Source organism: Priestia endophytica DSM 13796, from assembly GCF_900115845.1.
Lineage (GTDB): Bacteria > Bacillota > Bacilli > Bacillales > Bacillaceae_H > Bacillus_I > Bacillus_I endophytica.
This window is the reverse complement of the sequence record NZ_FOXX01000010.1, coordinates 55,002-76,247: the sequence shown is the minus strand read 5'-3', so window position 1 is coordinate 76,247 and position 21,246 is coordinate 55,002. Positions and strand designations below refer to the sequence as shown.

Sequence of the window (21,246 nt, the reverse complement as noted above, 5' to 3'; positions counted from 1 at the left end):
AATAATAAATAAAGGCCAAGAGATATTCTTCCTTGGCTTTCGTCATAATTTAGTTTTAAACTGTAAAGAATATACATATCCTGAACGATTATGATTTGGAGGTACCAAGATTATGACGAAACATCCTACTCAGCTAACGTCAGCTGAAATAGCTTGTATTTGGACAAACTATATGCAGGATAGTATGTCCAAATGTGTGTTATCTTATTTCTTACAAACGGTAGAAGATGAAGATATTCGTCCTCTTATTCAGTTGGCGTATGACATCTCTTGTGTTCATATTGAGAAGTTAACCACATTATTTCAACAGGAACAGATTCCACTCCCGACAGGATTTACAGATGAGGATGTGAATGTGAATGCTCCTCGGTTATATACAGATGCTTTTATCCTTCAATATTTAGCTCATATGGCTAGAGTAGGCATGCTTGGATATAGTGGATTCACCTCTATGGGGGCGAGGAAAGACCTCAAAACGTATTTTATAAAAGGACTCCGGGAAACTTCTGATTTATTTGATCAGACTACCGATTTATTACTAGAAAAGGGATTATATATTCGAGCACCTTATATCCCGTACCCAACCAAAACAGATTTTGTAGATAGTCACAAATATTTAAGTGGTTTTTCTCTATTCAGCAAACAACGGCCATTAAATACTATAGAGATTTCCCATTTATATATGAATAGTGTCACTAACCATATCGGAAGTAAACTGTCTCTTAGTTTTGCCCAAATCTCCCCTCATAAAGAGGTTCAAAATTGGATGTTAAGAGGAAGAGATATTTCCCGAAAACATATGCGGATTTTCACAAGGATTCTTCTCGATAGCGATATAGAATCTCCTATTTCATCTGATGTTGCTATTACAGATGCTACAACACCGCCTTTTTCGGATAAACTGGTTATGTTTCATATGGGAATGTTAAGTGCCACAGGAACAGGAAATTATGCTACAGCAGCATCAGCTAGTCAAAGAAGTGATTTAATCATCGATTATGAACGTTTATCCCTTGAAGTGGCTCTGTATGCTAAGGATGGAGCCGATATCATGATTAGGAATAAGTGGATGGAGCAGCCCCCAACAACACTGGATAAAGAAAAACTCGTAAAAAAGAAGGAATGAACCTGTAAGAGGAGTTTATGGAAGAACGAGTTCATAACAATATAATGATGTCAATAAGCTTTTGATATCATCTAGATTATAAAAGAGAAGAAACGACTTGAATCAGTCGTTTTCTCATTTTTAAAGGTGGCTATCTTTTTTTAATAACTTTATAGAAGTGTTATGGATGGAATCCGCCTTGTTGATGGTGTAGAAAAGCGATATTTGGATATTTCCACGGTCATTATATCCCCAGTGCGCTTCATTCGTTAAACAAGTATGACAACCAAATCCTATATACACCAATAGATATCTAATCAACATAAGCAAAGAAGGGAGTTTTCAATGAATGGAGAAAGCGAAAATAAGCGGAATTCAACTCTTTGCTTTGATGTTTATCTTTGAGTTAGGAACAGCCTTGGTTGTCAGCTACGGACGACAGGCGGAAAAGGATGTCTGGCTTTCTATTCTCTTAGCAATGAGTGGAGGGGTTATCTTATCGTTTATTTATTATTTTTTATTTCGTCAATATCCTAACTTGCTTCTTACTGGATATACCCGTGAGATATTAGGGAAATACCTTGGATGGATTGTTGGTCTGTTATACTGTGTCTACTTCTTGTATATTTGCGGAAGGAACGTACGGGAATTCGGAGATTTATTAGTTTCATCTACCTTATCAGAAACCCCCTTATTGGTAATCAACCTTACGCTTGTTCTAGTGATGTGCTATGTCATTCATCTAGGAGTAGAAGTAGTAGGAAGGACAGCAGAAGTATTTGTGGTTATTTTACTTTTGTTAGGGGGAGCAGGGAATTTTTTGTTCTTGTATCAGGAGATGTTAATTTTCAGCAGATTCTTCCTTTTCTTGAAAACAGATGGAAACCTATCTTTACTACAGCTTTTCCTCATCTACTCATTTTCCCATTTGGTGAAATGATAGCCTTTACGATAATCGCACCATATTTAAATCGTCCTCAATTAGTAAAGAGAGTATGGGTGACAGCCTTAATTTCAAGCGGACTTATTTTAGGCTGGACCGTCTTGTTAAATATATCTGTTCTTGGTGTAGAAGTGATGCAAAAATCTACATTTCCGACGTTAACAGCAGTTGGGAAGGTCAATCTGTTAGATTTTATTGAAAGACTTGACGCAATTGTGGTTTTTACATTATTAATTACTGTCTTTTTCAAAGCATCGGTCTATTTGTATAGTGCGATTATTGGAATAGCTGATTTATTTAAATTAAACAGGTATCATCGCATTCTTTTACCCATAGGGACTATTGTTATTTTCTTATCTCTTACCATGGCTTCTAGTTTTTCAGAACAAGGGGAAGAAGGTTTCATTACAGAGTTCGTTTCTTTCGTTATGTTTGTCGTTATTCCTTTGTTTATGCTGTTAATCTCTATTATCCGTTCGTATTTTAAAAGGAAATTGAACGAGCAATAAATTTTATACTACTGCTATTATTAAACATGAATGAAAAGAGAATTTAGCATAATAACTAAAAGGGGAAATAGGGATTTTTACATTCGAATTAGAAACGTATTTAGTGGGATTTTTCTTTGTCTTATTTTGAATTACTAATCCTTATTTTTTATCAAGGTTTAATAAAACACGGTAAAGAAGGTTTGATTAAATCAAATCTTCTTTACCGTGTTTTGCGAACTAGCCGTGTATAGTATATGTTTATTCTATTACTAAGGATTAGAGTGTTTTTTGCTGAAATATTGATTCAATAATATTAAATTTTATAATAGCAATATATCCACAATAGTTAACACTCAGTATCTAATTTATACACTAAAACACTTGCCTGAATTTGTATGTATTATTTAATAAATTCATTTTTTGACAACTAAAGTGTAGTGTTCATCTTTGCTTTGATTATAAAAACAGCTGAACTGATTCTTTTCCCATTACTATAGCTATCAGTATCTCCACATCACCTGGAATTACTATCTTTTTCGATTATGAATGTATAATGGAATCATTTTTCTTATTAGAAGTAGTTTTTGCTAGTATTTAAAGCTATAGCGATTTTTTTAATTCCTTCTTCAATTTTATATTCTTCTATGTTAGAAATATTCAATTTTAAAATTCTTTCATTCAAAACGCCATCTAAATAATTTCCATCAATAGGTTCTAATAAAACTTTATGTTGATTTAAATGAGAAATAAGTAAATTTAAATTGACTCTCTTTGGTAATACAATGTGACTATGCATACAAATTTCTGAAGGAAATTGATATACAGACAAATGTTTTTTTAAAGCATGCTGAAGTATGGTTGCGCGGGCCGCATAAGTACCGCTTACTCTAGCACGATAATGATTAAACATGCCACTCTTTATATAAAGTTCCAATGCTGCTTGTGAAATCATTGAGCTGTCAATATCTGTTGTTTTTTTATATCTCTGAAAGAGAGGCGTTAATAATGGTGGTAAGACCGCAAACCCTATACGTAATCCAGGGAACATAATTTTAGAAAAACTCTTTAAATAAATCACATGATTATGTGTATCATACGAAAATAGCGGATCTACTTTTGTATTTTGTTCAAAATCGGCTAAATAGTCATCTTCTACAATATAAACATCATATCTAGCGGCTAAAGATAGAATGGCTTCTTTTTCTTTTTTACGATAGGAAGTGCCTAAAGGACTATGGAATCGTGGCATCGTATAGAAAAATTTAATATCATGAGAACGGAAGATTTGTTCTAATTCCTCTAAATCAATTCCATTTACGGTCCTTCTAATCCCGATTACTGGTAGCTTATAGGTTTTTATAAAGTCCATATAAAGATGATAACTTGGCTGTTCAACAAGTATCGTTTTACGATGATTAGGAAAAGGCATGAGACTAAGAATCGCTAAAGCTTGCTGAACGCCTGAAGTAACAAAAATATGATCTGAATGTGTAAATATTTGATATGTTTCTAATAGTTTTCTAGCTTCATCAATTAAGGAAGGCAAACCATTTGGGGTTCCATAATGAAATAATTCTTCTTGATACGTATCAATTGCTTTATTCATACAATGTTGAAAGTCTTTATAAGGAAAGGCATGCCATGTTGGAGATGACGTAGCAAAGTCTATAAAATCGGTAGTAGAAGGTTTATGTGGCATTTGATGATCTACTACATAGTAACCACTTTTAGGAATGGCGTAAATCAAGTGTTGATCTTCTAGTTTATTGAGAGCCGTTAATATCGTACTTTTACTACAAGTAAATTGCTGAGATAAATCGCGAATAGATGGCAACTTTTCACCCGCCTGTAAATCAGCCATTTGAATTCGATCTTTTATGTTATTGTATATCGATTCGTATTTAAACATATGAAGCCTCCTTTATTATCTGTATCGGTACAGATGCATATTTATTATATCGCAAAAAGTTCTAAGATTGATTATGATGGATGTATCGATCGGATAAAAAATAGAAGGAGTAATTTGTATGACTGAAAAAAGTAAAGCTTATATTGCTGCGATAGCTTATGCATTTATTATTGGGCTATCATTTATGTTTGTTAAAATGACTTTGGTGGTGGCTACACCATTAGACACACTTGCTCATCGCTTTACAATTGCATTTATTGGAGCGACGATTTTTATACAATTCACTAAAAATAAATTAAAGATACATTGGAGAGATATCACTAGAATCCTACCTTTAGCACTATTATATCCAATGCTATTTTTCGCTTTTCAAATATTTGGTTTAGCTAGGACATCTTCTTCAGAAGCTGGAATTATACAAGCTACGATACCTATTTTCACATTGCTATTTGCTATTGTAATTTTGAAGGAGAGAGCGAAACGTGTGCAGCTTGTTTTTATATGTTTATCAGTGATTGGCGTCATTTACTTACTTGTGATGAATGGGACAGGAGCTAAAACAGCCAATTTAGTCGGAAGTGCACTTATTATTGTTTCCTCTATTGCTTCTGCCTTATATAATGTTTTTGCAAGAAAGCTTACACAACACTATTCCTTATTAACCATAACGTATGTTATGACATTATTTGGTTTTGTTGTGTTTAATAGTATGGCGATTGGAAGTCGTATGATAGAAGGAACAATGGGTGAATTTTTTCAACCATTTTTACATTTGGACTTTGTATTAGCTATTTTGTATTTAGGAATATTATCATCGCTTGTTACCTCATATCTTTCAAATTTTGCTTTGTCCAAAATCAAAGCAGCCAAAATGAGTGTTTTTAGTAATGTTGCTACGCTAATTACAATTGTAGCTGGCGTCTTATTTTTACAAGAAACGTTCCACTTCTATCACTTAATTGGTGGAATTATCATTATCATTGGTGTTGTGGGGACAAATTTTGTTGGTGTAAGGGGCAGAATCAATAAAAAGGCATAGTTTCTTACTCTTGTTTTGATGACGAATTATACGATATCCATAAATGAGCAAGAGCTCTTCTAAAATTAATAGATGCTTAATTAAATATTGAGGCAGATATAAAAGTGAGTAATGTACAACAGAACTATTAACCATTTATAAAGAAATTTCTACTATAATTAATCAAATAAGAAACGAAAAAACTGCATAGAAAAGAAAGAGAAGGCACAGATTCCTTGTTTATCAAGAAGTTTGTGCCTATTTATTGTGGTGAAGATAAATTGTCGAGATTAAAAAATTATATTTTATAAGGTAAAACAGAGCCTCTAATTCATAAAAATTATATGTAAGATCTGTGACCTTTTTATAAGGATATGTTAGAAATATACATTGTTATAAAGTGTAGATGATGGAGAAGGGGAATATTGTATCTCTACTCTAAGAAAAAACGTTGCAAACCATAAGAATAAGGGTTGCAGCGTTTTTTCTTATGTAAATATGTTGTGCGCGAATTTATTCCCTTACTCTCCTTTTTTTATATCTTACAAAAATGTAAGAGACTTTGTAAGTTAAAACAATAGGTGTTTTTAATCTTTTTTTGTAAGATCGGTAAAGGAAATACTGACAAGGAGCGTTGTTGCATGGAAAGGAATACTATAAACCCAAGAATTGAGTCACTTGATTATATTCGAGGTTTTGCATTGCTGGGCATTATTTTAGTCAATATTCTTGCTCTTCTTGATATAAATATTCCAGCACCACATACACCCGATGTAAGCTATCAACGATTTTTATACCTATTTGTAGAAGGTCGCTTTTATTCCATGTTTTCATTTCTATTTGGAGTGGGGTTCTACATTTTTATTACTCGCGCAAAGGAAAAAGGAAAGAATGGCTATATTCTATTTTTACGCAGAATTATTGTATTATTGGCCTTTGGAGCAATACATTCTATATTCCAGCCAGGAGAAGCATTAAAGTATTATGCAATTTGCGGCTTCATTGTGATGCCCTTCTATAAGGTGCACAAGCATATTAATTTGGCTCTGAGTGTAATTTTATTGAGCTGGTTTGGACTTATGGGAGACAAATTACTCCTAACTTTTCCACTTATTTTATTAGGTCTTTCTGTAGGACAGTATAGAGTATTTGAAAACTTATCACAAAAAACAAAGAAAGTATTTGTTTTCACAGCAGTGATGTTCATGATAAGTCTAATTGGATTGGTTATCCAATATAGTTTAATCCCTCACTCTCCTTTTCAAAATATGATTTTATATTCTGAAGATGGGACAATGGATCAAGCTAGTGAATTTTTAAAAATGGGTGTGACAGTCGGGCCCATTATTTCAGCTTTTTACGTGGGATTACTGCTACTCTTGTTGCAAATAAAGATGGTAAGAATATTACTATCACCACTCAAATATTACGGCCGTATGGCGTTAACCAATTATCTTGGACAAACAGCATTTATTTTACTAGCAGGAAACTTATTATTCAAGTCTGTCTCAGCTATTACGTATATGCAATCACTATATATATGTTTAGCTATTTACGTAATTCAAATCGTTTTCAGTTTCATTTGGCTACGATTATTTAGAATGGGGCCTCTGGAGTGGATTTGGAGAATTGTGACGTATTGGAAAATTGGGCCTTTCCTCATTAAAAAATGAAGGATAGCTAAATAAAAAGAAAAATTGGAGGATAAAAAATGAAAGCATCAGTTGTAGACGTGAAAAATGTCAAAAAAGTATATGGTAAAAAAGGTGAAAATCAATTCCAAGCCTTAAAAGGCGTGTCATTATCGATTCAAGAAGGTGAATTTGTTGGAATTATGGGTCCTTCTGGTTCCGGAAAAACGACATTGTTAAATGTAATCTCGACATTGGATCAAGTTACAGATGGCAGTATTCAAATTGAAGGAAAAGATATTACACAAATGAAGCAAGGGGAGCTATCTGATTTCCGTTCTCAAAGACTCGGGTTTATTTTTCAAGACTTTAATCTATTAGATAATCTATCTATATATGAAAATATTGCATTGCCTCTTTCTTTACAAAGTGTTGCTTCTCGTCACATTGGCCCTAAAGTCGAAAAAGTTGCTGAAATGCTAGGGATTTCAGCAATTTTAAAAAAATATCCTTCAGAGATTTCTGGTGGACAAAAACAGCGTGCTGCAGCTGCAAGGGCGCTTGTTCATGAACCAGCTCTTATCCTAGGAGATGAGCCAACTGGAGCTCTTGACTCTAAAAATGCCACTAGTTTATTAGAAGCAATGGCAAATTTAAATGAAGATCAAGACGTTTCCATTTTGATGGTTACACATGATCCGTTTAGCGCAAGTTACTGCAAACGCATTTTGTTTATACAAGATGGTGAATTGTATAAAGAAATCCATCGGACTGCTTCACGTGAAGTATTCTATAAAGAAATTTTAGATGTGTTAGCTAATATAGGAACACAAAAAGTATAAGAAAGAAGGTACAAACATGTTATTTAAGCTTTCCGTGTCCGGAATGAAAAGTAAACTAAAAGATTATATTGTGTTACTAGCTGGACTTGTAATGTCTATTTCGATATTTTATTTATTTCAAACACTAGCATTGAATAAAGCTTTTATTGAAGGGAATTCTATCATTCAGTCTATTGGATTCGTTTTTCATGCCGGTTCATTTTTACTAGCAGTTATTACGTTCTTCTATATTTTATATGCCAACTCATTCTTGCTGTCGTTACGGCAAAAGGAGTTTGGAATGTATATGATGTTAGGGGCCAAAAAACATAAAATTACAATACTTATGTTTATTGAAACCATCGTTTTAGGAATCGTCTCTCTTTTCATTGGAATTGTCCTAGGCATTGGGCTTGCACAAGGAATTGGTCAGCTACTCATGAACCAGCTAGAATTTACCGGAGGGGGATACCATGCATTTTATATCCCATCTATGACTATAACAAGTATCTTTTTCCTTATCATATTTACTTTATCAGCTATGATGAATAGTATAAAACTTTCACGTGTAACCGTATTGCAACTTGTTCATTCAGAAACGCAAATAGAACGTGTTTATATGAAAGGAAAAAAGAATGTTATTGGCTCATTTCTAGCATTTATTTTATTAGCTATTGGTTACACTTCTATGATCAAGATGGATGTACTTAAAGAAGTTGGAATCATCATTGCATTAAGTGCAACTACTTCAGGGACGTATCTGCTTTTTATTTCACTTCTTCCTTTCCTTATTAAAAAGCTGAAGAACAATAAAAAGCTGAGAGAAAAGGGAATAAATGCTTTTACATTTGCTCAGCTAAATTTTCGTATTAATAGTTTAACAAAAGTATTAGCAACTGTAGCCATGTTAGTTGCTCTTGGAGCGGGAGCGATTTCGGCTGGGATGGCATTTAAAAATAATGTTCTGCTTATGGCAAATGGATCGGAAATATATGACGTTGTCATACATAACTCAACAGCACAAGAGAATAAAATTTTAAATCAAATTACATTTAAACAAAAGTATCAATATCGTTATAAAACAGATGATAAGTATGTCTATTATCTAAAAGAAGATTTAGAAAAAAATCGTCCTTTGGTGCATAGCAAGGAAGGCAGAGAAGGTTTTAATGAATTTAAGCCGATTTCTGAAAACCTTCCAGCAAGGTCGGTGTTAGAAGATAGTATTGAAAAGAGTAACAGTTCTGTCCAAATTCCAACCAAATGGCGAGAAGCCCTTAATGGGATTGAACCTTATTATGTACATCCAGATCACAAAATTAAAATTGTAGATGAGAACATTTATAGAAAGATTCAAGGAAAAGAAGGTAGTGTTTTCATCGGAAATACAGGAGATTTTGAATCTTATAAAGAACAATGGAAGAAACTTGATGATTTACAACTCCATAAATATCAAAATATAGACGCTGAGCAACTGAGAAGTAAATACTCAACTTATGAGATGTTTTATGGGGTTTCAAGTGGGACAGTGTTTATGGGATTCTTTTTAGGAATTGCCTTCTTAGCCATGATGGCAAGCTGTTTAATGTTTAAGATTCTTTCAGGTGCATCAAAAGATATTATGCGTTATCAAATGCTTCGAAAAATCGGAGTGCGTCAGGAATTGTTAACGAAGTCCATATATAGGGAGATATTTTTAGTTTTCTTATTTCCAGCTCTTATTGGAATTGCACATGTATTGATTGGGATGAACATTTTCTCGTTTATTTTAATTAATCCTTACTTCCGTGTTTGGCTTCCAATTGTTATTTTCCTAATTATATATGCTGTATATTACTTGATTACTGTTCAATTATATAAAGGGATTGTTCTTCCGAAAAGTAGTGAAGAATGAAATGGGGTAATTAGCTTCATTAAATTAAAAGCAGGGATAACTTAATCTTATTTGTTATCCCTGCTTTTTTCCATTTCCTTTTGTTTTTGTTTACGACTAGTTTTAGGTTTTCGAAAAAACAAACGTGAAGGTTGTTCCTATGCCTATTTGACTTTTAACTTGAATAATTCCGTTATGTCCTTCAACGATTGCCTTGCTTAACGAGAGACCAATGCCCACAGATCCAGACTTTTTGTTTTTCTTTCCTTGATAAAACCTTTTGAAAATATTTCGTATTTCATCACGTTCTATGCCGTTTCCTTGATCACGGATATGTATCTTACATAAAGTATCACTCTCTTCTAACATAATTGAAACATTTTTACCTGTTGGAGTATGCTCGATAGCATTTTTAATGACATTCACTAATGCTTCTGTCATCCAATCTGAGTCGTGTTTCAGATTATAATCTTGTGCTTCTAAAACTGTTACTTGAACTCCTTTTTGTATTGCAAGTTCTTTTAAAATGTTTACACTTCCTTCAATTGTGCGAACAAGGGAGTCGTTCTTTTTCTGAAATTGAATAGCACCGACATCTAGCTTGGCGAGCTTTAAAAGGCTCTGTATAAGCCAATTCATTCGTTCTAGCTGTTGCCTTCCTTGTTCTAAAAACATAGATTGCTGATCTTTTGACAGCTCTTTTTCGGTCATAATGTCGTTATACATGGTTAAAGCGGCTAAAGGGGTCTTCAATTGATGAGAAATATCTGACATTAAATGTACAAGAAAACGTTTTTCCTTCTTCAACTCAGCGATGTTTTCCTGAATTACGACACGCATCCGATTAAAACTATGTAAAAGTTTTGAAATGTCGCCTTCTCGAATTTCAGGAAGTGAGGAAATAGATTTTCCTTCTAATACTTGATCAGCATAGGATGTTAGCCCGCGAATTTTAGTATATATTCTTTTTGAGAACCAATAGTGTACCCCTATTAAACAACCAAAAAATAATAGGAAAATAAAAATAGCACAAATCATGAGCGTGTTAAAAAACTCATTTAATTTTGGGAAGAACACTATGGAAAGGTCGGATGAAATTCCGTGTTCGTGTAGAATTTTCATTCCTATCCTCTTGTCATCCTCGCTCACATCTTTCGTAAGGAGGACCATTAAATCTTCTTGAAGCTCTGGATGTTGTTTCAATAGTGCACCCGTAATAGCAGCGTTTGACTCTACATATTCATTTTTAAACTGCTGGCCAAAAAAGTAGGTTCCATACCCAATAATGACAGTAAACAGAAGTGAAAAAATAAGGAAAAACCTCCGCATACTTTTCATCTCAGGATTTTGCCATAAATCAAAGAAACTTATTCTCTTATTACTCGTTTGTTCCATTTATACCCGAGCCCCCGATGTGTCAAAATATACTCTGGATAAGCAATCTCGTCCTCAATTTTCTCACGTAATCTTTTAATATAAACCGATAATGTATTATTTTCGAAAAATCCTCCTCCACCTTCTAGAAGTAAATCAAAGATTTTTTCCCTACTTAATATTTTTTCTGGGTTGTTCATCAATATTAGCAATAACTTGTACTCTTGAGCGGAAAGGGGAATTTCTTCACGATCTTTTTTCAATAGCGCACGTTCTATATCAAGAGTAATTGAACCGCTTTTTAAAAGATGAACAGAATCAGTTTTTCCTTTTCTTCTTAGTACGGCTCGAATACGTGAAAGTAGTTCTCTCACTCTAAAGGGCTTTGTAATATAATCATCGCCTCCAATATCTAGACCAAGTACAACATTTACTTCATCATCCATTGCGGTAAGAAAGATGATAGGGATATCAGATTGCTCCCGAATATATTTACACATTTCATAACCATTTCCATCTGGAAGTGTAACATCAAGAAGAGCTAAATCGAATGACTCCTCTTTCTCAAAGACTTCCTTACACTCTTGAACCAACTCTACATGCGTAACATCATATCCTTCTTCTTTTAATGAAAAATCCAGCCCCAACGCGAGTGAGGCATCATCTTCTAGTAATAGTATTCGTGTCATATTTCTCTCTCCGTTTCTTCTTCATTTCGCAATGTACCCTTCCATTGGGTCTTTTTGAGTATTCGTGACGAAACTCTCGCTGAGATATAACAAATGATTAAAATCCCAAACCAAGAAGTAATATATAGTTTTAAATGTCCTGTCCCTTGTGGATTTCCACTACTTAAAAACAGTAAAATTTCCGCAACTTTTGCTACAGTACTCCCTATCATAACGCTTATAATCCCATAGAGTACGCCTTCTGTTGTAATCATCCTTCTTATGCTTTTTATAGACATTCCGATAGCTTGTAAAGTCGCATATTCACTTTTACGCAGAATAATGTTCATAAAGGTAGTGTTAAAGATATTTAATACTGCTATAAAGCCAATTACAATGAGGAATCCATAGAGCAATATTTGTATCTGTAAATACAAAGATGATAAATTGCGCTGAATTTTCAATTCATTAATAATATCGATATTAGGATATTGAACTGCTAATTTATTTAATCTTTTTTCCACCTTTTTTTCATTGTTATTACTATTTAAGAAAAGTGAAATGCGATTTACCTTTTGATTATTTATAAAAGAAAGGACTTCAGGATAAGCCATAATTTTATTCTCGAATTGATTGAGCTTAACTATTCCTGATATTTTCACCTTTTTCACATCACTTAAACGATCTGTGTCATTAGTTTGAAGCCGAACGTAAACTTCATCCCCAACTTGAACCGAAGATTTGCTATTATTTGCTTGAATGTAAATGACTCCTTGCTCTTGAATTACCTTTTTCTTATTTAATGAACCATCTATAAGCTTCTTCATTAAAAACGTTTTATTTTCATCAGTAAGAGGGGTAATTGTTAAATTTATAGAGGAGAACGACTTTCCATCTAAATTTACAACTTGATTTCCTTTTACTTTCATTTTATCTGAAGCCAACGATGGGAGTAACATTTGAGCAGGGGAATTTTCATAATGAATGTACTTTTCTTGTACCTCTGAAATATTTTCTAAATCTCTCCACAGCGCAGTAGGTAATGGCTCTGGCTCATAAAAATTAAGTTGAAACTCTTCATCTGTTTTTTCCTTTAACTCCATATCGAGTAATTCAGTAGAAAAAATTGAAAAAGTAATAAATAAGAAGACGCTGAAGGACAGAGAAAATATAATAGTTAGAGATCTTAACTTGTTACGTCTAATATTCCTTATTGCCATAACAGTTTCAATACTTATCCAATTTTGCATAAACGTATTTATCTTTTTAATTTTAAAAGTATTACGGTTAATAGGGGTTTTTATAGTACCTAATGGAGATATTCTGCTTGCCATTTTTAATGGGATTAATCCTGAAATAATAAGGGATAATAATCCGATTAAACTACTTAGAATAAAAACAGTAGGAGACAAAATAATCTTGAAATAAAATAATGAAAGTTCATTTTCTTCAAACATGAACTGATAAGCGCTTAAAATAGCCCAAAACCCTAAAACACCTAATAGGAGACCAATCGGTATGCCGATTATCCCAAAAAGAGCCATTTCGTATACAATCATTTTTTGAATTTGTCGTTTTGTAGCACCTACTGTTTTTAATAAACCTATATGACGAATGCGTTCTACAACACTAATTTGAAAAGTATTGAAAATAAAAGCTATCGTTGCAATAACAACAATGATAGTTGGCAAAATATAAATTACAGATTTAAACGCATTGCCATTTCCATCTCCAGTGTTACTCCAATATTCAAGATCAATTAATTGATAATTTAGTTCAATATTTTTTTGGGGAATATAAGTTAAAACCTGGTTGTATACTTCTTGAAAGTTTGCCTGTTCGTCTAATTTAACGTAAACTTCCATATCATTGGTCTTTTGGATTGTTTTATGAACGTTAAATGCTTGCAAATCTTGGTCTTCTCGAAGACTTTGATTATTCTCTACGATCTCTTGTATATAAAAAGAATGTTCTGATCCGGAGGCATCCATAAGGTTTACAGGTTTTTTTATATTTCTTTCTTTTTTATATTTGGCTGCTGCCCATTCTTCCATAATTAGGCCATTATTCTTTTGTTTATGGATAGTATGGAAAGGCAACATAGAATAGGCTTGCATGTCAATTGATTTAAGTTGAAATTTACTTTTATCGTTAAAAAATAGAGTTTGTTGAGATGATAAACCGACTTTTTTAACTTGTGGGTTTGCCTGTAAACGTTTAGCATATTGAATATTAACATGCTCTATTTTTAGATGGTAAGAACCATACTCAGTTCTCGTTTTTTCAAGAGAATATTGCTGATAGCTAATTAAGAATGTTCCGATTGAAGTAATAAGTGCAATAGATAAAATAATTCCGAATAACGTAAGTAAGGTTCTTTTTTTATGATGCAATAAATACTTTTTTGTTAACATTTGATGAATTAGCATTTCTATTAAGCCCCTTAATGATAAGACATATCTTTTTGTATAGAACCATCTTCTATTTGTATAATTCGATTAGCTCTTTCTGCTATCTTCATATCGTGCGTAATGATAAGCAAAGTTTGTTTATATTTCTTTGCAGTTAATTGGAGAAGATCTATCACATCATTGCTTGTCTGACTATCTAAATTTCCAGTAGGTTCATCAGCCAATATATAAGAAGGTCTATGTATTAAAGCCCTAGCAATTGCCACTCTTTGTTGCTGTCCTCCGGAAAGATTTGAAGGTGATGCATAAATCTTATCTTTTATACCTAAACAACCGATAATCTCATCATAATAAGCATGATCAACTTTCTGATGATCAAGTAACACAGGTAACTGTATATTTTCTTCAACATTCAGAATAGGTACGAGGTTAAAGGATTGAAAGATAAAACCAATTTTTCGACGGCGTAAAATAGAAAGGGCTTCATCTGATAAAAAGTACATGAATTCACCTTCTATTTTAACTTTGCCTTCTGTAGGGGCATTAAGACCACCAATCGTATGAAGTAGGGTACTTTTCCCAGAACCTGATGAACCAACGATTGCAACAAACTCTCCTGACTGAACGTTTAAATTGATTGTATTTAAAGCCGTAACCGCATTTTTTCCTTTTCCATATACTTTGCTAACATTCTCTAATCGAATAACCTCCAACTTGTTCTCCGCCTTCCTACGTATTAATTTAGGTTTAGTATACTATACTTAAATGTTTTTCTATTCTACCTGCTGAAAGAGAAAACAGGCCTGCTCGTTTTATAGGGCAGACCTGAATATTTTTATTCTCCTACTTGAACTAGTTGAACTTCATCCACATCGAATTCGATTAGTTTTTTATCAGGATTTTTATCATATTTTATAACAGCCATTTTCTTTTTCGTTCCCTTAATTGCAGCAAACTGAGAGTCATCTACAATTAAAAACTCATCAACGTAGCTTCTACCGTCTCCTATAATTTTATTTCCTTCATATATTATCTTTGAGTTTTGGCCAGCAAGATTCATTTCTTTAACTTCTTGTTTTGCAAAAAGTGCACTCGTATCCTTTGTCACTTTCGGTAATGATGTAATAGCTTCAGTATCATTATCCTTTGTTACTTCTTTAAGTAGGTTTTTTTCGACGAGAGCTTTTGCAGTTGTTTTATCTAAAATCATCATATCTTGCTTTCCATCTTCAGCAACCTTAATTGTATATTCATCTTTTTCCTTAATATCTTTCTTATCTTGATTCAAAGCATCGCTAATTTGCTGTTGATTTCCATATACAATTACTCCGTTAGCCTTTTGAAACGCATCTTTGGCAGCGCTACACCCAGTCATTAATGATCCTACCACAATGGCTGTAGCACAAACACTTAATAATCTTTTCATTTCTTAAATCTCCTTTTTGGTTTTTATATTGAAAGCATTCAATTTAAATGAAATGTTTCTTTTCATTTAAATGACTCAATCCATATACCGCTTTTGTTTCATCAATCAAAACTTCTATAACGACTAAATCATTTATTATCTTGCGGTTAATTCAATTGTAGAAGATAAACTAATTCCTACCTATCTATCTAGATGACAGCTGTCTTACAATTCTGTAAGACAGAATTAAAAAAGTGAACTTCTCCATTTAGGAAAGTTCACTTTTTATTCTTTAAAAGTAATTATTTATACGATAACAAGTTATTAAATATAAGAAGGGGAGTTAACCCTTAAATTCGATAATTAAAATTATATAAATTAGATTCCTACCTCTACAACTCTCATAAATATCTAACACCTGTCCTGTTAGCCAGCGGCTATCTGAAGAAGCAAGGAACGCGCCTGCATCTGTAAAGTCTTCAATTTGTCCTAATCGTTTGAAAACAGAAGATTCAGTAGTAAAGTGTCTTATTTCTGGATTATCGAGTAACTTAGCATTAATATCTGTCTTTGTATATCCGGGTATATAGGATAAAGAGAAGGAGCCTTATATCGAAGAAGGCTCTTTATTATCTAATCATGTTATTTATGTTTGTAACAGGGATTATGTAGAAGAACATTCAATTTGTTGGTTGTCTGTATTTATTATATCTGTTGGTCCTTTCGGTTGTGCATAATAAGTGCTTTTTAAACCGAGTATGCCTACATAAGAGACTAATCCTACACCAACTAATAATAAAAAACAATACTTATAATTCATTTATTAATGTTCATTTTTAGCATCCCATGTTCCAATTCTTCTCCTATCTGCGCCTCCGTAAATTTGATTATTTTCTTCATCAATAACAAGCGCTTGGACGCCTCCATAAAAAAATGGATTTTCTTTTAGATATACGTCATAGCCTCTTTGTGAAAGTTCCCCGATGCTATCATCTGACATTGTTTCTTCAACATATATCTTGTTTCCTTCTATAATAAACCTCGGTGCATCAATTGCTTCCTGGAGCTCTTCGCCATAAACAATGTGACGAAGTAATACTTGAGATAAAATCATCGGGATTCGTTTTCCTCCTGGTGAACCAATGCCAATTAGCTTCTCATCATTGACTAAAATCATTGGGGCAGAATGACTTCTTGGACGTTTGCCTGGTTCTTTTTTATTTAGGGAATTTTCATTTGTTGAAAAGTGACTAAGCGAATTGTTTATAAACATTCCATTAATCATTGTACCTGAACCAAAAAAGTTTCCAAGGGAGTGTGTGGCTGAAATCATTGTTCCTTCTCGGTCAGCAATGACGAAGTGAGTTGTATTATCATAGCCTTTTTTATCTGCTGTTGAATCTTCCAATAAAACATCACTTGGCAAATCAGAGAGATCAAGATCTTCTTTTAAGGATTCAATGTATGAATCCGTCACAAGTTTGTCCATATCTTTTGAGAAATAACGTGGATCTGCAACCGTATCTAATCGCTTCTCATAGGCTACTTTGATAAACTCTCCTAAAGCATGAGGGAAGTCAGCCTGATCTGGTTCGATATTTTTGAAATCAAACGTTTCAGCTAATTTTAAAATTTGCTCAAGAGTTGTTCCTCCTAAAGGTGGTGGTGAGCTCAAAACTCGGTAGCCAAACACCGTTGATTCTACAGGAGGTTCTTTTTCAACTTCATATTTGCGAAAATCACTTTTTTTCACTCCTAGTGCTTGAGCTAACTCGGTTGCCATCTCTCCTTCGTAAAAACCTTTTGCTCCGTTTTCTTTTACTCTTTCTAACGTCTCAGCAAGTTCTGGTTGCTTGATCGTTTCACCAACTTCTATAACCGTATCTCCATTAAAAAATGGGGATGCTGATGATTTTGAAATGCGATAAGATGCAGCTTGGAGGCGGTCAACTAAGTATTGATCGGCTTCAAAACCTTCTTTTGCTAACTTAATGGCTGGTTCTATTAGCTCGTCCATCTCAAGTGAGCCATAATCTTCGTGAAGCTTTTCAATACCCTTCACAAAACCAGGAATACCTGCTTGGATTTCTGGAGTTTCTCCGGAATATGGAGCAATTTCTTTATAATCATAAGACATTGCCTTTCCATCTTGCAAAACAATAGCTGTACCTCCACCTCCAAGCCCTGAACCAAAAGGCTCGACAACAGCTAGTACATAGGAAACGGCTACAGCCGCATCTGCAGCGTTTCCTCCTTTATTTAACACATCCATTCCTGCTTCAACAGCGAGTGGGTGGTTAGCACTTACCGCAAAAGCTTGATTATCTTTGTTCTCAACTGGCTTTGGGTTATTCATCAGTGGTTCATATGAAGGCGTACCAAACTGAATGAGGCCTGCGCGCTCATACCCAAATACGATGAGGATACAGGTAAATAAAATAAGTACAATCCATATCCAATATTTTCTCATGGTTTTTTCTCCTGAGTTATGTATTTGCTTTCTATTATACATTTCATTTTATAGCTTTATAATTATTTTGTATTCTCTTATTTTTATTACCCTACCACGTATCCTTAGAGTATGAATACTAGAAGAGTAGATAAGGAGAGAGAACGATGACACATAATATTAGTTTAATAGGCCATCTGACAAGCTCAACTCGTACCTGGCTTTTGATAGAGAGGAAAAAGGGGAAGACCAGAAAAGAAGGTTGGAAAATATATTTATTTCATAAATTGAATACAGATAAAAGTACGACAAAATTGTTTATAGTAGGGGTAGGGCGTTTTCTATGTTGAAAAAAGTATAAAAACAAAATAAAAACCTTTCTTTTTAGTGATCTGTTTTTTATTATTATTAATAATCCTTTATAAAGTCAAAGGGGCTCTTTTTCTAGACGGTGCTTGATGGGGAAAATATATTTTACTGAAATATATTAGATATGAACTATATTTATCAGGTTTATATATTGGAAAGACTTATAAATAATAAAAAAGAACTCAACTAATATAAGGGTTTTCTTTTATAGGTTTTTAAAGCAGTAGGATTTTTATCTGATGAACGCTAAAATCAAAGGAGTTGAGGAAATTTCCTAAAGAGGCACTTTTTAAACCTTTCATGCTAAAATTATTAAACAATCTTTGCTTATTTCCCGAGCAAGTTTCAAGGGAAGAGTAAAGTATCCAATCATCATAGTAGCATGATATTTTTTGTTTAGCGGTGTTCATTATACGCTGTAAGTAAAAGTGATAATAGATCTCTTTTCTCGAAGGTATGAGGTAATAAATCCTACACTTTTTTCTTGGTTGTATCGTAAGTAACGACAATAAGAATAGTAATACTGTATAATTTTCACTTAAGCTTATCTTATAATATAAGTATTTAACCTCAATCTATTGGGAAGAAAATAAATGGTGAGTTTTGAAAGGGGATACATAGTTTTGAACACAAAATATCTAGATTTACTTGCACAAAAATATGATTGTGAAGAAAAAGTAGTAACTGAAATTATTAACCTTGAAGCTATTCTTAATCTTCCAAAGGGGACAGAACATTTTGTAAGTGATTTACATGGGGAGTATCAAGCTTTTCAGCATGTGTTAAGAAATGGTTCGGGAAATGTAAAGGAAAAAATCAAAGACCTTTTTAAAAATGTTTTATCTGAAAAAGAAATCGATGAATTTGCTACATTAGTTTATTATCCTGAAGAAAAGTTACCGTTAATGAAGGCTAACTTTAGAAATAAAGAAGAACTATACCAATGGTATACGGAAATCATTGACCGTATGATTAACCTGGTTTCGTATGCTTCTTCTAAATATACGCGCTCTAAACTACGTAAAGCATTGCCAGACCAGTTTGTTTACATTATAGAAGAGCTGTTATACAAGAAAAATGAGTTGGCAAATAAAGAACATTATTATACAAAAATTATCCAGCAAATTATTTCTTTAAAACAAGCTGATAAGCTTATTATAGGTCTTGCTTATACAACGCAGAGATTGGTTGTGGACCATCTGCATGTAGTGGGGGATATTTATGATCGTGGACCTGAACCAGATAAAATTATGGAAACGTTAATCAATTACCATTCCGTTGATATTCAGTGGGGGAATCATGATGTACTATGGCTAGGGGCTTTTGCTGGCTCAAAAGTTTGTCTTGCTAATATTATTCGTATTTGTGCTAGATACGATAATTTAGATATTATTGAAAATGTATACGGAATTAATCTTAGACCTCTATTAAATCTTGCGGATAAATACTATGATGACAATCCAGCCTTTAGACCAAAAGTGCAGTCAGAGAAAAAACTGTCCCATCAGGAGCTATCACAAATTACGAAAATTCATCAAGCTATTGCGATGATTCAGTTTAAACTTGAAGCTCCTATTATTAAAAGACGCCCTTACTTTAATATGTCAGAAAGGCTTCTGCTTGAGAAAATTGATTATGATAAAAATGAAATAACGATAGATGGGGAAACGTATGCACTAGAAAATAGCTGTTTTGCAACGGTTAATCCGCTACAACCGGATCAATTATTAGAGGAAGAAGAGCAAGTGATAGAAGGGTTATTATTTTCAGTTCAGCATTCGGAAAAGTTGGCTAGACATATGAATTTTCTGATGAAGAAGGGCAGTCTTTATTTGAAATATAACGGAAATTTACTAATACACGGCTGCATTCCTTTAGATGAAGAAGGAAATATGGAGAAAATGGCAATTGAGGATAAAACTTATTCAGGACGTAATTTACTTGATGTGTTTGAACGCTATTTACGACATGCTTTTGCACATCCTCAAGAGACGGATGACCTTGCAACAGATATGATCTGGTATTTATGGACAGGAGAATATTCATCACTCTTTGGAAAAAGAGCGATGACAACCTTCGAGAGATACTTTATTAAAGATAAGAAAACACACAAAGAGAAGAAAAATCCATATTACTATTTGCGTGAAAATGAGGAAGTCTGCCAGAAAATCCTAGCTGAATTTAACCTTAATCCTGATCATGGTCATATTATAAATGGTCATACACCTGTTAAAGAAATTGAAGGAGAAAATCCAGTTAAAGCAAACGGAAGGATGATTGTTATAGATGGTGGTTTTTCAAAAGCATATCAATCTACAACAGGTATAGCTGGATACACTTTATTATATAACTCCTACGGGATGCAGCTGGTTGCTCATAAACATTTTAATTCAAAAAAAGATATCCTCTTAAACGGAATGGATGTTTTGTCAGTAAAAAGATTGGTGGACAAAGAACTAGAGCGGAAAAAAGTTATAGAAACTAACGTCGGAAGAGAATTACTACAGGAAATTTCTATTTTGAAAGATCTCAGGGAATATCGATATAGTTAAAAGTTGAAAAAATATTATAACAACATATTAAATTATAGAAGCTTTGCCGGCAGTTAGGACGTTCATTTAAGTTTTGATGATAGCTTAATTGTCCGTAAAAGTAAATTTAAGGAAATAGAAAGAGCACAAACTCATTGCTACTCAATGGGTTTGTGCTTTTTTACTTTTTCAAAGGTATGGTATGTAAATAAAGTATATTTTCTACCTACAACTAACAGTTTACGGAC

At 33.3% G+C, this 21,246-nt stretch carries 14 protein-coding genes and 3 pseudogenes; 9 read left to right on the top strand and 8 right to left on the bottom strand.

What is annotated here, in order from left to right:
* The first annotated feature begins 112 nt into the window (after positions 1–112).
* From BM012_RS17695 to BM012_RS27100, 3 genes are all read left to right on the top strand, one after another.
* Positions 113–1,126, top strand: coding sequence for a DUF3231 family protein (locus tag BM012_RS17695; RefSeq protein ID WP_061806039.1), 1,014 nt, complete (start codon positions 113–115; stop codon positions 1,124–1,126).
* 328 nt (positions 1,127–1,454) lie between these two features.
* A complete protein-coding gene (locus tag BM012_RS27105; protein WP_061806040.1) occupies positions 1,455–2,045 on the top strand; it encodes a GerAB/ArcD/ProY family transporter in 591 nt (196 codons plus the stop codon).
* Positions 1,961–2,557 (top strand): GerAB/ArcD/ProY family transporter, encoded by a 597-nt coding sequence (locus tag BM012_RS27100; RefSeq protein WP_268801498.1) that lies wholly within the window; start codon positions 1,961–1,963, stop codon positions 2,555–2,557. The genes BM012_RS27105 and BM012_RS27100 overlap by 85 nt, the downstream gene beginning before the upstream one ends.
* Before the next feature lie 553 nt (positions 2,558–3,110).
* Here BM012_RS27100 and BM012_RS17685 read toward each other — a convergent pair.
* A complete protein-coding gene (locus tag BM012_RS17685) occupies positions 3,111–4,448 on the bottom strand; it encodes an aminotransferase-like domain-containing protein (protein WP_061806042.1) in 1,338 nt (445 codons plus the stop codon).
* 118 nt (positions 4,449–4,566) lie between these two features.
* Between BM012_RS17685 and BM012_RS17680 the strand changes: the two genes are divergently transcribed.
* The 5 genes and pseudogenes from BM012_RS17680 to BM012_RS27265 form a co-directional block, all read left to right on the top strand.
* Positions 4,567–5,487, top strand: coding sequence for a DMT family transporter (locus BM012_RS17680; RefSeq protein WP_061806043.1), 921 nt, complete (start codon positions 4,567–4,569; stop codon positions 5,485–5,487).
* A 620-nt stretch (positions 5,488–6,107) separates the two neighbouring features.
* The gene (locus tag BM012_RS17675; RefSeq protein WP_061806044.1) at positions 6,108–7,139 is read left to right on the top strand and encodes a DUF418 domain-containing protein; all 1,032 of its coding nucleotides are present in this window, start codon (positions 6,108–6,110) and stop codon (positions 7,137–7,139) included.
* A gap of 38 nt (positions 7,140–7,177) precedes the next feature.
* A complete protein-coding gene (locus BM012_RS17670) occupies positions 7,178–7,939 on the top strand; it encodes an ABC transporter ATP-binding protein (protein ID WP_061806045.1) in 762 nt (253 codons plus the stop codon).
* A 16-nt stretch (positions 7,940–7,955) separates the two neighbouring features.
* Positions 7,956–9,126, top strand: a pseudogene (locus BM012_RS27270) (FtsX-like permease family protein); the annotation flags it as partial.
* 74 nt (positions 9,127–9,200) lie between these two features.
* Positions 9,201–9,812, top strand: a pseudogene (locus tag BM012_RS27265) (ABC transporter permease); the annotation flags it as partial.
* A gap of 102 nt (positions 9,813–9,914) precedes the next feature.
* On the opposite strand, the gene BM012_RS17660 reads toward BM012_RS27265, so the two are convergent.
* The 7 genes and pseudogenes from BM012_RS17660 to BM012_RS17630 form a co-directional block, all read right to left on the bottom strand.
* Positions 9,915–11,186 (bottom strand): sensor histidine kinase, encoded by a 1,272-nt coding sequence (locus BM012_RS17660; RefSeq protein WP_061806047.1) that lies wholly within the window; start codon positions 11,184–11,186, stop codon positions 9,915–9,917.
* Positions 11,159–11,854, bottom strand: coding sequence for a response regulator transcription factor (locus BM012_RS17655; RefSeq protein ID WP_061806048.1), 696 nt, complete (start codon positions 11,852–11,854; stop codon positions 11,159–11,161). The genes BM012_RS17660 and BM012_RS17655 overlap by 28 nt, the downstream gene beginning before the upstream one ends.
* On the bottom strand, positions 11,851–14,262 hold the full coding sequence (locus tag BM012_RS17650) for an FtsX-like permease family protein (RefSeq protein ID WP_061806049.1): 2,412 nt from the start codon (positions 14,260–14,262) through the stop codon (positions 11,851–11,853). The genes BM012_RS17655 and BM012_RS17650 overlap by 4 nt, the downstream gene beginning before the upstream one ends.
* A 14-nt stretch (positions 14,263–14,276) precedes the next feature.
* Positions 14,277–14,957, bottom strand: a complete 681-nt coding sequence (locus BM012_RS17645) for an ABC transporter ATP-binding protein (protein WP_061806050.1) — start codon at positions 14,955–14,957, stop codon at positions 14,277–14,279.
* Positions 14,958–15,079: 122 nt separating this feature from the next.
* The gene (locus BM012_RS17640) at positions 15,080–15,670 is read right to left on the bottom strand and encodes a lipoprotein BA_5634 family protein (protein ID WP_061806051.1); all 591 of its coding nucleotides are present in this window, start codon (positions 15,668–15,670) and stop codon (positions 15,080–15,082) included.
* A 322-nt stretch (positions 15,671–15,992) separates the two neighbouring features.
* Positions 15,993–16,235: pseudogene (locus tag BM012_RS17635) on the bottom strand (SDR family oxidoreductase); the annotation flags it as partial.
* A gap of 237 nt (positions 16,236–16,472) precedes the next feature.
* Positions 16,473–18,119 carry a gamma-glutamyltransferase family protein gene (locus BM012_RS17630; protein ID WP_061806052.1) on the bottom strand — a complete coding sequence of 549 codons (1,647 nt, stop codon included), beginning with the start codon at positions 18,117–18,119 and terminating at the stop codon, positions 16,473–16,475.
* Between the two features lie 971 nt (positions 18,120–19,090).
* Here BM012_RS17630 and fbp point away from each other — a divergent pair.
* Complete coding sequence (gene fbp, locus BM012_RS17620; protein ID WP_061806054.1) at positions 19,091–21,019, top strand: fructose-1,6-bisphosphatase; 1,929 nt, start codon at positions 19,091–19,093, stop codon at positions 21,017–21,019.
* Positions 21,020–21,246: the final 227 nt, after the last annotated feature.

Coding starts and splice junctions, on each gene's coding strand:
- BM012_RS17695 (WP_061806039.1), top strand. CDS start 113: ATGACGAAACATCCTACTCAGCTAACGTCAGCTGAAATAGCTTGTATT.
- BM012_RS27105 (WP_061806040.1), top strand. CDS start 1,455: ATGGAGAAAGCGAAAATAAGCGGAATTCAACTCTTTGCTTTGATGTTT.
- BM012_RS17685 (WP_061806042.1), bottom strand. CDS start 4,448: ATGTTTAAATACGAATCGATATACAATAACATAAAAGATCGAATTCAA.
- BM012_RS17680 (WP_061806043.1), top strand. CDS start 4,567: ATGACTGAAAAAAGTAAAGCTTATATTGCTGCGATAGCTTATGCATTT.
- BM012_RS17675 (WP_061806044.1), top strand. CDS start 6,108: ATGGAAAGGAATACTATAAACCCAAGAATTGAGTCACTTGATTATATT.
- BM012_RS17670 (WP_061806045.1), top strand. CDS start 7,178: ATGAAAGCATCAGTTGTAGACGTGAAAAATGTCAAAAAAGTATATGGT.
- BM012_RS17660 (WP_061806047.1), bottom strand. CDS start 11,186: ATGGAACAAACGAGTAATAAGAGAATAAGTTTCTTTGATTTATGGCAA.
- BM012_RS17655 (WP_061806048.1), bottom strand. CDS start 11,854: ATGACACGAATACTATTACTAGAAGATGATGCCTCACTCGCGTTGGGG.
- BM012_RS17650 (WP_061806049.1), bottom strand. CDS start 14,262: ATGCTAATTCATCAAATGTTAACAAAAAAGTATTTATTGCATCATAAA.
- BM012_RS17640 (WP_061806051.1), bottom strand. CDS start 15,670: ATGAAAAGATTATTAAGTGTTTGTGCTACAGCCATTGTGGTAGGATCA.
- BM012_RS17630 (WP_061806052.1), bottom strand. CDS start 18,119: ATGAGAAAATATTGGATATGGATTGTACTTATTTTATTTACCTGTATC.